The organism is uncultured Sphingomonas sp., from assembly GCF_964237335.1.
Lineage (GTDB): Bacteria > Pseudomonadota > Alphaproteobacteria > Sphingomonadales > Sphingomonadaceae > Sphingomonas.
This window is the reverse complement of the sequence record NZ_CAXSHM010000032.1, coordinates 1-13684: the sequence shown is the minus strand read 5'-3', so window position 1 is coordinate 13684 and position 13684 is coordinate 1. Positions and strand designations below refer to the sequence as shown.

At 64.0% G+C, this 13684-nt stretch carries 15 protein-coding genes and 1 pseudogene; 10 read left to right on the top strand and 6 right to left on the bottom strand.

Annotated features, from left to right (window positions below):
• Positions 1-187: 187 nt before the first annotated feature.
• Complete coding sequence (locus ACFE65_RS13965; RefSeq protein ID WP_375382979.1) at positions 188-1711, bottom strand: GH32 C-terminal domain-containing protein; 1524 nt, start codon at positions 1709-1711, stop codon at positions 188-190.
• Between the two features lie 196 nt (positions 1712-1907).
• On the opposite strand from ACFE65_RS13965, the gene ACFE65_RS13960 reads away from it, so the two are divergent.
• From ACFE65_RS13960 to ACFE65_RS13940, 5 genes and pseudogenes are all read left to right on the top strand, one after another.
• A complete protein-coding gene (locus ACFE65_RS13960; RefSeq protein ID WP_375382978.1) occupies positions 1908-2243 on the top strand; it encodes a SemiSWEET family transporter in 336 nt (111 codons plus the stop codon).
• Between the two features lie 141 nt (positions 2244-2384).
• A complete protein-coding gene (locus ACFE65_RS13955; RefSeq protein WP_375382977.1) occupies positions 2385-2975 on the top strand; it encodes a recombinase family protein in 591 nt (196 codons plus the stop codon).
• Positions 2968-3663: a VC0807 family protein gene (locus ACFE65_RS13950; RefSeq protein WP_375382976.1), complete on the top strand. Its 696-nt coding sequence runs from the start codon at positions 2968-2970 to the stop codon at positions 3661-3663. The genes ACFE65_RS13955 and ACFE65_RS13950 overlap by 8 nt, the downstream gene beginning before the upstream one ends.
• 58 nt (positions 3664-3721) lie before the next feature.
• Positions 3722-3922, top strand: a pseudogene (locus ACFE65_RS13945) (response regulator); the annotation flags it as partial.
• Between the two features lie 128 nt (positions 3923-4050).
• Positions 4051-4701, top strand: a complete 651-nt coding sequence (locus ACFE65_RS13940; RefSeq protein ID WP_375382975.1) for a recombinase family protein — start codon at positions 4051-4053, stop codon at positions 4699-4701.
• Between the two features lie 23 nt (positions 4702-4724).
• Here ACFE65_RS13940 and ACFE65_RS13935 read toward each other — a convergent pair whose 3' ends face one another.
• The 5 genes from ACFE65_RS13935 to ACFE65_RS13915 form a co-directional block, all read right to left on the bottom strand.
• On the bottom strand, positions 4725-5363 hold the full coding sequence (locus tag ACFE65_RS13935; protein ID WP_375382974.1) for a glutathione S-transferase family protein: 639 nt from the start codon (positions 5361-5363) through the stop codon (positions 4725-4727).
• 145 nt (positions 5364-5508) lie between these two features.
• Positions 5509-5970, bottom strand: coding sequence for a hypothetical protein (locus ACFE65_RS13930; RefSeq protein WP_375382973.1), 462 nt, complete (start codon positions 5968-5970; stop codon positions 5509-5511).
• Between the two features lie 93 nt (positions 5971-6063).
• Positions 6064-7056, bottom strand: a complete 993-nt coding sequence (locus ACFE65_RS13925; protein ID WP_375382972.1) for an aldo/keto reductase — start codon at positions 7054-7056, stop codon at positions 6064-6066.
• Complete coding sequence (locus tag ACFE65_RS13920) at positions 7053-7832, bottom strand: dienelactone hydrolase family protein (RefSeq protein WP_375382971.1); 780 nt, start codon at positions 7830-7832, stop codon at positions 7053-7055. The genes ACFE65_RS13925 and ACFE65_RS13920 overlap by 4 nt, the downstream gene beginning before the upstream one ends.
• A gap of 194 nt (positions 7833-8026) precedes the next feature.
• On the bottom strand, positions 8027-9202 hold the full coding sequence (locus ACFE65_RS13915) for a zinc-dependent alcohol dehydrogenase (RefSeq protein ID WP_375382970.1): 1176 nt from the start codon (positions 9200-9202) through the stop codon (positions 8027-8029).
• A 168-nt stretch (positions 9203-9370) separates the two neighbouring features.
• Here ACFE65_RS13915 and ACFE65_RS13910 point away from each other — a divergent pair, with 168 nt between their 5' ends.
• The 5 genes from ACFE65_RS13910 (at position 9371) to ACFE65_RS13890 (ending at position 13672) form a co-directional block, all read left to right on the top strand.
• Positions 9371-11551: a catalase gene (locus tag ACFE65_RS13910; protein WP_375382969.1), complete on the top strand. Its 2181-nt coding sequence runs from the start codon at positions 9371-9373 to the stop codon at positions 11549-11551.
• A 39-nt stretch (positions 11552-11590) separates the two neighbouring features.
• On the top strand, positions 11591-11977 hold the full coding sequence (locus tag ACFE65_RS13905; protein WP_375382968.1) for an acyl-CoA thioesterase: 387 nt from the start codon (positions 11591-11593) through the stop codon (positions 11975-11977).
• 96 nt (positions 11978-12073) lie between these two features.
• Positions 12074-12502: an HAD family hydrolase gene (locus ACFE65_RS13900; protein ID WP_375382967.1), complete on the top strand. Its 429-nt coding sequence runs from the start codon at positions 12074-12076 to the stop codon at positions 12500-12502.
• Between the two features lie 4 nt (positions 12503-12506).
• Positions 12507-13052 (top strand): ferritin-like domain-containing protein, encoded by a 546-nt coding sequence (locus ACFE65_RS13895; RefSeq protein WP_375382966.1) that lies wholly within the window; start codon positions 12507-12509, stop codon positions 13050-13052.
• Entirely contained in the window at positions 13016-13672 is a 657-nt protein-coding gene (locus tag ACFE65_RS13890) for a ferritin-like domain-containing protein (RefSeq protein WP_375382999.1), read from the top strand. The genes ACFE65_RS13895 and ACFE65_RS13890 overlap by 37 nt, the downstream gene beginning before the upstream one ends.
• Positions 13673-13684: the final 12 nt, after the last annotated feature.

The following is a 13684-nucleotide window of genomic DNA, read 5'->3' as shown; positions in this document are numbered from 1 at the left end:
TCGAACTCGGCGACTTTAAGCAATGGTTTGCTACTCGGGAAGCGGGCTCTGCAGTGAGCGATGCCGCCTGAAGGTCCTTGGCGACGTCTTTTCGGACTCGGTCGGGCGGCGCTCCGCCGGGCCGACATTGGTCGCAAGCCGTCGATCGGCGCCTCTCACAAACGAGCGATTTCGAGCAACCCCGCACCTAGCCGTTCAAGCTACGGACTTCGAGTTGCATCAGCGCCACTGCCCCCCCTTCGGCAATCACCTCCAAGCGGTCGGGCGGAGAGGCGAAATACTGAAGCATGGTGCCGGATGCCTCGCCGCCCATCCCGATCAACTCGATGGAAGAGCGGTCGACGATCAGCCGCATGTCTGTCGTGGTCGTTCCTTGCGGCGCCGACCATATCGCTCTGTCGACCATGTAGCGATGCCGGAAGCCGCGAGTGCCGCTCCGATCCACCACGAAGCCGGGATAGGTACCGGCATCAAAGCACGCGCTCAGCATCTCTCCCGCCGCATTGCGCAGGCGGACCGACAGGATCGCGCCAGGATCGGCCTCGAACCGCAGTACGACCTCGAGCGCCGCGCCGTAGGGAACGGCCGCACCGGCAAGCGTCCCCGTGCGCTTTGGGCGAGGCCCGGAGAGGATGGACGAACCCGCGATCGGGTCGAGTGGCACCGGCGTCTGCACCAGCCGCCAGTCGTCGGCGTGTCGACGCAGCGTCAACCGCCGCGGCAGCGTCATCGCACCGCGCGACGGGCTCGCCGGCACATCGTTAGAGTACAGCCAGTTGCTCATCCAGGCGATGGCCACAGGCGGCCCGTCCACGTCGGCGAATGTCTGGAGCGCGTAGAAATCCTGCCCGAAGTCGGCCAGTCGGGTGGCCCCATCTTCCGCCTCGAACCGTCGCCCGTCGAACGTGCCGACGAAGTACTGCACGGCACTGCCGCCGAGCGGCGCGCCGGGGTTGATCGAGACGAACAGCACCCAGCGCGTCCCACCGCCCTCGACCGGCACCTCGACCAGATCGGGACATTCATAGTCGATGCCGAGCAGCCCGGCATGGCCGAACGAGCCGACCTCGCTCCAATGCTTTAGGTCGGACGAGGCGTAGAACATCACCCGATGTTCGCGCGAGCGGACCACGACCATGACCCAGCGCCGGGTGGGCGCGTGCCACAACACCTTGGGATCGCGGAACGAGGCGGAGCCGACATCGAGCACCGGATTGCCCGGATAGCCGCTAAAGGTCCGGCCGCGATCGGTGCTGGTCGCGATCTCCTGCGCCTGCTTCGTGTCGGACGCTCGCGTGTAGATCGCGACCAGTCCGCCGGCACCGCTCGGGAACAGCCCGCTGGTGTTGCCGCGGTCGTATACCGCCGAACCGCTGAACGCCTGCCCCGCCGCCGTTTCGCCAAGCGCGATCGGCAGCTCGCGCCAGCGTACCAGATCGGAGCTGACCGCATGGCCCCAATGCACATGACCAGCCTTCGCCTCGAACGGGTTGTGCTGGTAGAACAGGTGGTACTCGCCCTCGTGGAAAATCAGCCCGTTGGGATCGTTCATGAAGCCCTTAGCCGGGGAGTAATGAACCTGCGGCCGATAGCGGTCGGGTCCGGGCATGCGCCGCGCGGACGCGATGGACGGCGCGAGTATGGCCGCAACGCCCAATCCGCCGAGCGAGCGCCTCGTCAACCCGCCCACGGGTAGTTCGTTGTCGCTCAACGTCATTCTCCTTGTGAGCTGCACGCCTCGGCCCAACGACGGCTGCGCCCGATTGTGCTGTCGGCGCTTCGCTCTAGTCGTGATCTGCGCTGTGCGTGCATCCGCCAGCAGGCGGATAGGCGCTAACACATTGATGCGCTGGGGTTGCCTTCTAAACGCGCAATCCGTTCGTGAGAACACGTCATGGAGCATTCTGATGAACCAACGAACGCAAAACCAGCCAGCATCGGGTGCGACCGCACAAGCGCCCGTCGTCAACGCCCCTCGTCTGGAAGCAGGCGACCGCGCGATCACGCTGCTGGGCTGGATCGCGACCGCGACCGCCGTCGTCATGTACGTTTCGTACCTCTCCCAGATTCAGCTCAACCTCGCCGGCCACAAGGGCTCTGCGGTGCAGCCGCTGGCGACCATGCTGAATTGCAGCCTGTGGGTGGCCTATGGCCTGCTCAAGCGCGTTCGCGACTGGCCGGTCGCTCTCGCGAACGCCCCCGGCGTCATCCTCGGCGCCGTCACATTCGCAACGGCTTTGTAGCCCATTACATTTCTCACAAACGTTCGGTTGTGAGCAGGCGAGGGAGCCTGATCCTTCCTCCTCCTGACTGATCGTCTCAAAACTCATTCTCACATCGTTCTTCTCGTGCTCGCCGTCGCTAATGAGATTTGAGAGGCATCCATGCTGATCGGCTACGCCCGCGTGTCTACCGCCGACCAGGACCTGAGCATGCAGCTGCATGCCTTGCAGGAGGCCGGCTGCGAGAAGACGTTCTCGGACAAGGCCAGCGGCGCCAAGGTGGATCGGGTCGGCCTCACCGATGCGCTGTCGCACGCGCGAGCCGGCGACATGCTGGTGGTGTGGAAGCTCGATCGCCTCGGCCGCACCATGAAAGGCCTGGTCGACCTCGCGGCCGATCTGGCCGAACGCAAGGTCGGCTTGCGTTCGCTGACGGATGGCATCGACACATCCGGCACCGCCGGCAAGCTCGTCTTCCACATCATGGCGGCCATGGCAGAGATGGAACGCGATCTCACCCGTGAGCGCACCAATGCGGCGCTTGCGCTGGCACGCGCCCAGGGCAGGGTAGGGGGGCGCGAGCCGGTGATGACGCCGAAGAAGCTCGACGCTGCCCGCAAGCTCCTCGCCAGTGGCACCCGGCCGCGGGAAGTGGCGTCGGCGATCGGCGTCTCGATCGCGACCCTCTACCGTCACCTGCCGGCCTCTGCGACGGAAACCGTGGATCGACTTGGGAGTGAGCGTCATGGTTAATCGCGGCAGGGCAGGAGCGATACTCCGGACGAAAGGGCCGTCATTCGTCGCGGACGTCGCCGTCAACTTCGTGCTGCCCGTCCTGATCTACAGCTATGCCGCACCCCGGCTCGGCGACGTACAGGCGCTGCTCGCTTCCTCCGTACCGCCGATCCTGTGGAGCATCGCGGAGTTCATCCGGCACCGCCGGCTCGATGCGCTGTCCCTGCTCGTGCTGGCGGGCATCGTCCTGTCGCTTCTAGCCTTCTTCGGGGGAGGTGGTCCCCGGATGCTCCAGCTTCGCGAGAAGCTGGTGACGGGTGTGATCGGCATCGCTTTCCTGCTCTCGGCCGCGGTCGGCCGCCCGCTCATCTATGAGTTGGCGCGCGCCGGCATGGCGCGCAGCGGCTCGGCCGAGGCCGAACGGATGCATGGCCTGCGCACGGATCGTCGCTTCCGGCGATCCATGACGATCATGACGGTGGTGTGGGGATTCGGGCTGATCCTCGACGTGGCAATCGGCGCGGCGCTCGTCTTCAGCCTGACGATCAAGGAGTACATGATCGTCAACCCGATCGAAGGTTACGCCGTGCTCGGCGGCCTCAGCCTATGGACCTTCTGGTACAGCCGGCGATCAAAGATCCGGAACGAAGCCCTTCGAGCAGCGGAAGCGCAACAGTCTCAGGACGTCCCATGCAACAGCGAATGACTGCTATCCTGCCATGCGGCGATTTCGACGCGGCGGAAGCCTTCTTCGCACGCCTCGGGTTCCCGGCGGCATGAGCGGGCGTCAGGGCGGGGGCGCTGCACGCGTTGCTCGTCCTGATCTGAAGGAACTCTTCACTACTGGATACGCGGAGAATGCCGTTCTCAGTCATGGGCATCTGGACCCGGGCATGCACGTACTGACGAAGCCGTTCGCTATGGAGGCTCTTGCCAGCCGGATACGCGAGCTAATCGCCGGTTGATGATTGTCGGCTTGCTGTCGCCAAACTCCTAAGTTTCGCGACAGAGGCGTGCGGCAGCCGTCATCCTCCTGTCAGCGTGTCGCAAAGGTCTGTTGCACAATACTGATCTTTCGATGCATATTCGCGACATGCTCATCGGCTATGCACGCGTCTCAACCGACGATCAGGACCTGCGGCTGCAACGCGCCGCGTTGAAGGAAGCTGGCTGCCGTCGAACCTTTGAGGAGAAGGTGTCCGGCGCGAAGCGGGATCGACCCGAACTAGTGCGGATGCTGGAGCAACTCCGCGACGATGGTGTAATCGTAGTGACACGGCTCGATCGGCTCGCGCGCTCGACCAGAGACCTGCTCGATATCGCGGAGCGGCTGAAGGAGGCGGGCACCGGCCTGCGCTCGCTCGCCGAGCCCTGGGCAGATACGACATCGCCGGCTGGTCGCATGGTGCTGACCGTGTTCGCCGGCATCGCCGAGTTCGAGCGCGAGCTGATTCACCAGCGCACCAGCAGCGGGCGGGTAGCAGCCAAGGCGAGGGGGGTCCGGTTCGGGCGACCGCCGAAGCTTACCACCGACCAAATCGCATTGGGTGAGCGCCTGGTGGGGGAGGGTACATCCGTCCGCGAAGCCGCCAAGCTGCTCAAGTGCCACCACGCCACACTCTATCGGGCGTTTACCGGCAAGGATCGATCCCTGCTCGCCGCAACGTCCAAGGGGGATGCCGGCGACTTCGATTTCGAGCCGCCGAAGCTGGGCGCGATCTCACGCCCAGCTGAATTCGACTGATGTACCTTGCCTGATGGAGGGGCTCAGCTCTCGCCCCAAACGTGCATCACCTTCGCCACAGCGGGCCGCGCCTTCACTCGCTCGAAATGTGCGGCCACGTTGGCTGGCAATTCCGCCTTCACCTGCGACGCCCAGCGCTCGACGTAGAACAGAGCGGCGTCGGCGATACCGAACGTGCCACCGGCCGCCCACTCGCGACCACCCAGCTGACGGTCCACGATGGCAAAGGCCTCTTCGATCATCTGCTGGCCCTGCTTTTTCACCGAGCCCTGGCCGAGGCCAAGCGTCTGGTGGACGGGGTCCTGCGGCTCAAACTTCTCCGGCATGAACACGCGGGCGAATGCTTGGCCGTGGATGGTGCCAACCGCGTAATCCATCAGCGACAAGGCGCGTTCCTCCTCGTCGGGGTCGGCGGGCAGCAGGTTCAGGTGAGGGGCCTGCCGCGCCAGCCAGACCGCGATGGCACCGTATTCAGTGAGGACGCGGCCGTCATCCAGCACCAGTGTCGGCACCTTGGCTTTCGGATTGATCGCCTTGAACCAAGGCTCCTTGGTCGCGCCTCCGGCGACATCGATCTTCTCGGCCTCATAAGGCATGTCGATCTCTTCCAGGAGAACGTGGGTGCCGATCGCGCAGGTGTGCGGTCCCCAGTACAGTTTCATCGGATTTGGTCCTCAATTGTCGCCAAGCGCCATCCGAGGCTATCGCTCGAGAATGACCTTGGCTGGAAGAGCGGTCCGCTTGCCTGTCGGTTCCGATCTCTCAAAACGGCGACAACCTGCTGCTGGCTGAGCAATGTCGCGTGCGCTAGCGGTACGCGCCCAGAAACAGGTCACCGGAAGCTCGGCGCCGGAATAGCGTTGCCCAGCGCTGCCGGCGATGCTCGGGCCGGTCATGCGCTAGGTGGCAACGCTGGCAGAGCGCGGCGAGATTGCGCTGGTGATTGTTGCCAGGATCATGGTCGAGGTGCGCGCTGGCCAGCACCACCCGCGTGCGCGGCGGCACCATATCGCCCGCAAGCTCCACCATGCGTAGCTGTTTGGGAAGGCGATCGGGTGAAGCGTGTCCACGCAACCGCCGACCGCGATCGTCGCGCCAGCACCGGCGCTCCTCATCGTACCAGCGGCCGTCACCGAGATGCCGGACCTTCACGCCATGCGGTCGGCCGCAATGCTCGCATCGTCCTTTGGCACGCTGAAACCGGACAAGAGCGGACAGCTCGCGCCAGTCGATCGGGTAAAGCCAGCGATGCTCTGGGCGGATCGGCATGGGACGATCCTGAGTCAACCAGCACGAGAACGAAAGAGGAAAAGTGCGGAAGCCGGGCTGCTGCCTGCTGGCAGTCGTCAGGATCGCGACCGCTCAGAGCCTGACCCCCGCCATTCCCGCTTTATTGTAACGCGGGCCTGCGGTGCTACCCGCAGGAACCGCCGCATCGATCGTAGCGAGGTCGGCATTGGTCAGCACCACATCAGATGCGCCAACGCTGTCGCGCATGGTCTCGCTGCGCTTGACGCCGGGGATCGGGACGATGTCGTTGCCCTGCGCCAACAGCCAGGCGAGCGCGACTTGCGCGTTGGAAACGCCGTGGTTCGCAGCGACCCCGGCGATGGCGTCGACGATCGCCAGGTTTCGAGGCATGTTCTCGGACGAGTAGCGCGGATCGTTGTGGCGCCAGTCGTCGGCCGGCAGTTCAGCCAGACTACGGATACCGCCGGCGAGAAAGCCGCGGCCGAGCGGGCTGTACGGCACGACGCCGATGCCGTTCTCCCTGCAGGCGGACAGGATGTCCGCCTCCACGTCGCGCTCCCAGATCGAATATTCGCTCTGCAGCGCGGCGATCGGGTGGACCTTGGCCGCACGGCGGACGGTGTCGGCGGCGGCTTCGGACAGGCCGAGGAAGCGGACCTTCCCTTCCTTGACCAGCTCGGCCATGCCGCCGACCGTCTCCTCGATCGGCACATTGGGATCGACGCGGTGCTGGTAGAACAGGTCGATCGTGTCGATGCCGAGACGCTTCAACGATCCTTCGCAGGCGCGCCGGGCATTGGCGGGGCTGCCATCGACGCCGACCACGTTGTTGCCGTCAAAGCGCATCGCGAACTTGGTGGCGATGACGAGGCCGTCACGCTTGCCCCTGATCGCCTGGCCGACCAGCTCCACGTTGCTGAAGGGGCCGTAAATCTCGGCGGTGTCGAACAGGGTGACACCCAAGTCGATCGCCTCGTGGATGGTGCGGGTCGACACATCGTCCTCGGCGTGACCGTAGTTGATGTTGCCCTCGCGGATCATCGGCATGCAGCCGATGCCGATCGCGGAAACCTTCAGGTTCTGGCCGAGTGTCCGGTATTTCATGCAACGTCCTCCGCCCGCGGTAATTGGATCTCAGGGTCCTTACCTAACGCGCGGGCGAACAGATCGAGCATCTCAGCCCAACCGCGCTCCGCCTGATCGTGATCGTAGACGGGGAAGTCTGGCTTCATCCAGCCATGTACGGCGGGGTAAGTCTCGGCTCGGTAGCGCACGCCAGCCTCTTTCAGCGCCGCCTCAAAGCGCGCCGCCATGTCGGGCGGGTAGCTGCCGTCGTTTTCGGCTGCGGCGATGTAAATCTCGGCTTGCAGTCGCGGCGCGAACAGGTGCGGGCTGGCAGGATCGTCGGTCGCCAGCCGGCCGCCATGAAAGCTCGCCACCGCCGCAAACCGGTCTGGCCAGGTGCCCGCCGCCGCGATCGCCATGCCGCCGCCCATGCAGAAGCCGACAGCGCCGATCCCGGTGCCTGCTACGTCGCTGCGTGTGTCGAGGTAGGCGAGTAGCGCACCCGTATCCTGGGCGGCTTTGAGGTTATCGGTGGTCGCCATGAGCGGGCCGAGCACCGCCCGAAAATCGCCGGCAAACACCTCTTTCGGAACGAAGGGGCCATAGGGTCCGTAACGATAGAAGATGTCTGGCAGCAGCACGACATAGCCTGCGTCAGCAAGCCGCTGCCCCATGTCGACCAGCGTTGGCCGGATACCGCCTGCGTCCATGTAGACGATCAAGGCCGGCCAAGGGCCGTTGCCCTCGGTTGGACTGAACAGGTAAGAGGAGCACTCGCCGCCGCTGGTTCGGATCGTCCTACGATCGTGGGGCATGGTGGTGGTCCTTTGGCCAACGACCCTAGCCGCCGGTAGCCGACCGTCGTTGGCTGCCAATCCGAGCCGGGAGTGGACCTGGATGAGCGTGCGGTTCGGGTAAGCGGATATGGTAGCCTGAACGTCGGTATCTGGTCGTTGCGGCGCCTCATCCTCGAGAGAAATCGGACGCCGCAGCGATGAGGGATGCCGGCTCAGCCGTGTGGGCGCATTACCACCTTGATGACGCCGTCCTCCTTGTCGCGGAACTTGGCGTACATCTCAGGGGCGTCCTCGAGGCGAGCCGGATGAGTGATCACAAAGCTGGGATCGATCTCTCCGGCCACGATCTTTTCCAACAGCGGCTTGGTATAACGCTGCACGTGGGTCTGGCCGAGTTTGATGGTCAGCCCCTTGTTCATGGCGGCGCCGATCGGCAGTTTGTCGCCCATGCCGACATAGACGCCTGGCACTGACACTGTGCCGCCCTTACGGCAGCTCATGATCGCCTGGCGCAGCGCGTGGACGCGATCGGTGGCAAGCATCATGCTTGCCTTCACCTTGTCCATGACCGCGTCCGCGCTGCCGTGAGCGGCGGCCTCACAGCCGACGGCATCGATGCAACTGTCGGGGCCGCGACCCTTAGTGCGCGCCTGCAGCTCGTCGAACACGTCCGTCTTGCTAAAATCGATTGTCTCAGCGCCGCCGGCCTCCGCCATGGCGAGGCGCTCGGGCACCTCGTCGATGGCAATGACCCGGCCTGCGCCCATCATCAGCGCGGAGCGGATGGCAAACTGGCCGACGGGACCGCAGCCCCAGATCGCAACTGTGTCGCCATGCTCTATCTGCGCGTTCTCGGCGGCCATGTAGCCGGTCGGAAAGATGTCGGACAGGAACAGCGCCTGGTCGTCGGTGACGCTGTCCGGGATCTTTATCGGCCCGATATCGGCCATCGGTACGCGCAGGTACTCCGCCTGGCCGCCGCAATAGCCGCCGAGCATATGGCTGAAGCCGAACAGTCCGGCGGGCGAGTGGCCCATCGCCTTCGCGGCCATCTCGGCATTGGGGTTGGTCCGGTCGCAGGCCGCGAACAGGCCTTTTTTGCAGAACCAGCAATCGCCGCAGCTGATCGTGAACGGCACCACCACGCGGTCGCCGATCTTGAGGTTGGTCACCTCGGATCCGAGCGCGACGACCTCGCCCATGTTCTCATGGCCAAGGATGTCACCAGCCTCCATGGTGGGCTGATAGCCATCGAGCAGGTGAAGATCAGATCCACAGATCGCGCAGGCGGTAACCTTGATGATCGCGTCGCGCGGATGCTTGATCTCGGGATCCGCGACGGTGTCTACCCGAACATCGCCCTTACCGTGCCAGCATAGTGCGCGCATACCTCGTCCCCTCGGAGTAGGAGCTCTGCCGGAGCTCAGAAAAGCGAATGGACCAGCTCAACGTCCGATTGTGTGGAATGGGTTCGATCTCGAGCAGTTAGATATTGCTCGCACGTCCGATGCGAAGCTGGCATCGCCGCACCATCACAGCCCCTCAGGAGAGCAGACATGGCACGCAAGAGCACCAAGGGCGATGTAGGCAAGGTGAAGGGAGAGTCTGCGATCAAGGTCCCCCTGCTGCCCGTGTCCGCCGATCTCCCGACCAGCTATGCCGAGCAGCAGGGCGCTGGCGGTGAGACGCATCAGACCACGTCAGACCCGGCGCTGACGATGACCAGCCAGCAGGGTATTCCGGTCGGCGACGCTCAGAACAGCCTGAAGGCCGGTACGCGTGGGCCGACGCTGCTGGAGGATTTCCAGCTGCGCGAGAAGATCTTCCACTTCGATCACGAGCGCATCCCTGAGCGTGTAGTCCATGCCCGCGGCTACGGCGCGCATGGCGTGTTCGAGTTGACCGACTCTCTGTCCGACATCACCCGCGCCGATGTGCTCGGCACCGTTGGTCAGCAGACCGAGGTCTTCGTCCGCTTTTCCACCGTGTCCGGCAACAAGGGTTCGTCGGATCTCGCCCGCGATGTGCGCGGCTTCTCGGTCAAGTTCTATACCAAGCAGGGCAACTGGGACATCGTCGGCAACAACATCCCGGTGTTCTTCATCCAAGATGCAATCAAATTCCCGGACCTGATCCACGCGGCTAAGCAGGAGCCTGATCGGGCGTTCCCGCAAGCGCAGACGGCCCATGATAATTTCTGGGACTTCATCAGCCTCAGCCCCGAGGCGTGGCACATGATCATGTGGATCATGTCCGATCGGTCGATCCCGCGGTCATTCCGCACGATCGAGGGCTTCGGCGTGCACAGCTTCCGCCTGCTCGATGACGAGGGCAAATCGACCTTCGTCAAGTTCCACTGGAAACCCAAGCAGGGTCTGCAGTCGGTGATGTGGAACGAGGCCGTCAAGATCAACGGGGCAGATCCAGATTTCCACCGGCGTGATCTCTGGGAGGCAATCGACAGCGGTGATTTCCCGGTGTGGGAGCTGGGCGTACAGCTGTTCGATCAGGAGACTGCGGACAAGTTCCAGTTCGACCATCTCGACTCGACCAAGCTGATCCCGGAGGAGGAAGTGCCGCTCCGCATTATCGGCAAGATGACGCTCAATCGGAATGTCGACAACTTCTTCGCCAACACCGAGCAGGTTGCATTCTGCACCAGCAATGTGCCGCCGGGCATCGACTTCAGCGACGATCCGCTGCTGCACGGCCGCAACTTCTCTTACCTCGACACACAGCTGAAGCGGCTGGGAGGGCCCAACTTCACCCACTTGCCCGTCAACGCGCCTCGCTGCCCGGTGATGAACTTCCAGCAGGATGGTCACATGGCGATGACCAACCCCAAGGGTCGCGCCAACTACGAGCCCAACAGCTGGGGCCCGGACGGTGGACCACGCGAGAACCCAACGCTGGGGTTCAAGAGTTTCGCCGCGCCGGTTGAGGGGCCAAAGGCACGTATCCGCTCGGAGACGTTCGCCGACCATTACAGCCAGGCGCGCATGTTTTTCCGCAGCCAGCAGAAGATAGAACAGAAGCACATCGGCGACGCGCTGGTGTTCGAGTTGAGCAAGGTTCAGCGGGTCGACATTCGGACACGTGCCGTATCGCACCTGCTCAACATCGATGCTGATCTCGCCGCCACGGTCGCGGACGGGCTTGGCATGGCACTGCCTGCGGCGGCTCAGGCAGCGAAGCCGACCTTGGATCTGCCAACGTCCGACAAACTGAGCATCCTCGCCAACGGTCCGAACAGCTTCAAGGGCCGCAAGATGGGCCTGTTCCTGACCGATGGCTCCGAGGCCGCGCTGTTCAACGCGCTGACCGCTGCGCTCGATGCTGAGGGCGCAGTCTGGGAGGTCATTGCGCCGAAAATCGGCGGCGTGACACTTGACGATGGCACGCCGGTTGCTGCCAAGCAGAAGATCGACGGAGGTCCGTCGGTGCTGTTCGATGCTGTGGCGATCCTTCCCTCCGCTGAGGGGGTCAAGATGCTGGCGCAGGACGCCGCGTCGAAGGACTTCGTGTCTGACGCGTTCGGGCATTGCAAGTTCATCGGATATGGCAAAAACGCCAAGCCGCTGTTCGACGAGGCGCGTATGCCGCCGGCCCTGGACGACGGGTTCGTTGCGCTTGCGAAGCCGAAGGATGCAAAGGCGTTTGTCAGCACCTGCGCCAAGCTGCGGTTCTGGCCCCGCGAGATGACAGTCGATCTCGATGCGGCGTCGGTGCGAGGCTGACGCCTGAAGTAGGACGTCCTCACGCGAGCGAGAAACATCATGAGCGACGATCTACCGCAGCCGATGGGCGGCGCGCATCTGCGGACCGTCGCCCTGCCGCGCGATGCTAATGCCAGCGGAGACATCTTCGGTGGCTGGACGCTGTCGCAGATGGATCTGGCCGGCGGCACCTTCGCGGCCGCGCATTCGGGCAAACGCGTCGTCACCTTTCGGATTGAGACGGTCGAGTTTCTGAAGCCGGTCGCGGTCGGGGACGACGTCAGCGTCTTCTGCCGGCTGGAGCATGAGGGGAATACCTCGATTGCGGTGGGGATCGAGGTTTGGGCACGGGTTCGCACCAGCGGCGGAGCACATAAGGTCACCGAGGGCGTGTTTACCTATGTGTCTGTCGGCGAAGACGGCAAGCCGGCGCCTGTAAACCAATGACTTTGCTTGATCATACCGGCTGCCCACCGATCGCAATCGTCCTAAGTCCCGCCTTGAAGAAACTGCGGAAGTTGGGGAGACGACAACGCGGCAGCGATGTCCGACCTTGGTCTCCGCTGCCGTGAAGCTTCCGGCAGGAGAGCGCCTGCACATGGCTGCGGGCAGCAGGTCGTGCTCGCATCGTCCGCATCGAAGGCAGAACTCGATCACTATCTTGATCTGCTCGGCGCGCGTGATCTGGTCGCAGCGACGACCAGCAGCGATGACGTGAAGCAGACAAAGCCGGCGCCGGATATTTTCGCCGTCGCATTGAGCAAGCTGGCAGGGATCGAACCTAACGAGGTGATCGTCGTCGGAGATACGCCGTACGACATCGAAGCAGCGGGCAAGTGCGGGATCGCTGCGATCGCGCTCCGATCCGGTCGGTTCTCCGATCAGATGCTCCAGAACGCTGGGGCGATCATGATCTACGACGATGCGGCAGCGTTGCTTGCCGGGTACGCCGACTCGCCGTTGGCCCGCTGAGCCGGTGCCGAATGAGGCAATCGTCGAGGAGGTAAGCGGGCAGGCGGTCGTTGTCGGCTCGCGGGAGCAGCTGCTTCATCTGGTCGCGGAGGCAGCCGAGATCGAGCACACGCTGATGTGCAGCTATCTGTATGCGGCGTTCAGCCTCAAGCGGGCAGGAGAGCCTGGCGTCCTCCCGGCCCAGGGAGAGATGCTTGAACGCTGGCGCAAGACAATCATGGACGTAGCCATCGAGGAGATGGGCCACCCTGTCATCGTCGCCAACCTGACTGTAGCGGTCGGCGGCCGCCCGCACTTCGGTCGCCCGAACTTTCCCGTGGCGGCGGGCTACTTCCCGTCGGGGGTGGCGGTTCGGCTTACCCCGTTCAACGCGGAGACGCTCAAGCACTTCATCTTCCTGGAGCGGCCGCAGGACGTCCGGGGGCCAGGACAGCGAAGCCTTTTCCCAAGACGGCTACGAGCGCGAACAGGCCTGTCTCGGTCTCAAAGCCGAGCGCACAGGACTATGCGACGATCGGGCACCTCTACGAGGCAATCCGTACCAACCTGATCGCGTTGGAGCGCGAGCTCGGAAGCCACGGCCTTTTCCTCGGGGACGCCGCGAGCCAGGTCGGACGTGCCGTCATCGACCTCGAAGGCGTCGCGCCGATTGCGGATCTGGCCGCGGGTGGAAGGGCGATCGACATCATTGTCGAGCAGGGAGAGGGATCGTCCGCCGACCGCGAAGTCTCCCATTATCGCAGCTTCCTGACGATCCAGCGCGAGTTTGAGGCGGCACTGGGCGACGATCCAGACTTCACACCAGCCTGGCCCGCGGCGGACAGCCCCGTATTGCGGCAACCGCCCGAACCCGAGGGCGAGGTGTTCATCGATCATCCGGATGCCGCGGCGCTGCTCGACTTCGCCTGTGCGACTTACGGCCTGCTGTTGCGGTGCCTCGTCCAGTGCTTCGGCCGCAACGTGGGTAACGCTGAGAAAGCACAAACCGTGCTGATGGCAGCAGCGATCGAGCTCGTGCACGTGCTTGGAGAGGCATCGACGGCGCTGGCGCGGCTGCCGGCATCTAGCAAGCCGGACGGCAACAATGCCGGCATGACTTTCACGATGTTGCGTGGTGTGGAACCGCTGCTGTCAACGGCGGAGCAAAATCAGGCCAGCGGGGCGGAGTAAAAGCAGGCCAGT

Coding starts and splice junctions, on each gene's coding strand:
- ACFE65_RS13925 (WP_375382972.1), bottom strand. CDS start 7,056: ATGAAATACCGGACACTCGGCCAGAACCTGAAGGTTTCCGCGATCGGC.
- ACFE65_RS13960 (WP_375382978.1), top strand. CDS start 1,908: ATGAACCAACGAACGCAAAACCAGCCAGCATCGGGTGCGACCGCACAA.
- ACFE65_RS13940 (WP_375382975.1), top strand. CDS start 4,051: ATGCTCATCGGCTATGCACGCGTCTCAACCGACGATCAGGACCTGCGG.
- ACFE65_RS13905 (WP_375382968.1), top strand. CDS start 11,591: ATGAGCGACGATCTACCGCAGCCGATGGGCGGCGCGCATCTGCGGACC.
- ACFE65_RS13915 (WP_375382970.1), bottom strand. CDS start 9,202: ATGCGCGCACTATGCTGGCACGGTAAGGGCGATGTTCGGGTAGACACC.
- ACFE65_RS13950 (WP_375382976.1), top strand. CDS start 2,968: ATGGTTAATCGCGGCAGGGCAGGAGCGATACTCCGGACGAAAGGGCCG.
- ACFE65_RS13920 (WP_375382971.1), bottom strand. CDS start 7,832: ATGCCCCACGATCGTAGGACGATCCGAACCAGCGGCGGCGAGTGCTCC.
- ACFE65_RS13930 (WP_375382973.1), bottom strand. CDS start 5,970: ATGCCGATCCGCCCAGAGCATCGCTGGCTTTACCCGATCGACTGGCGC.
- ACFE65_RS13955 (WP_375382977.1), top strand. CDS start 2,385: ATGCTGATCGGCTACGCCCGCGTGTCTACCGCCGACCAGGACCTGAGC.
- ACFE65_RS13900 (WP_375382967.1), top strand. CDS start 12,074: ATGTCCGACCTTGGTCTCCGCTGCCGTGAAGCTTCCGGCAGGAGAGCG.
- ACFE65_RS13935 (WP_375382974.1), bottom strand. CDS start 5,363: ATGAAACTGTACTGGGGACCGCACACCTGCGCGATCGGCACCCACGTT.
- ACFE65_RS13910 (WP_375382969.1), top strand. CDS start 9,371: ATGGCACGCAAGAGCACCAAGGGCGATGTAGGCAAGGTGAAGGGAGAG.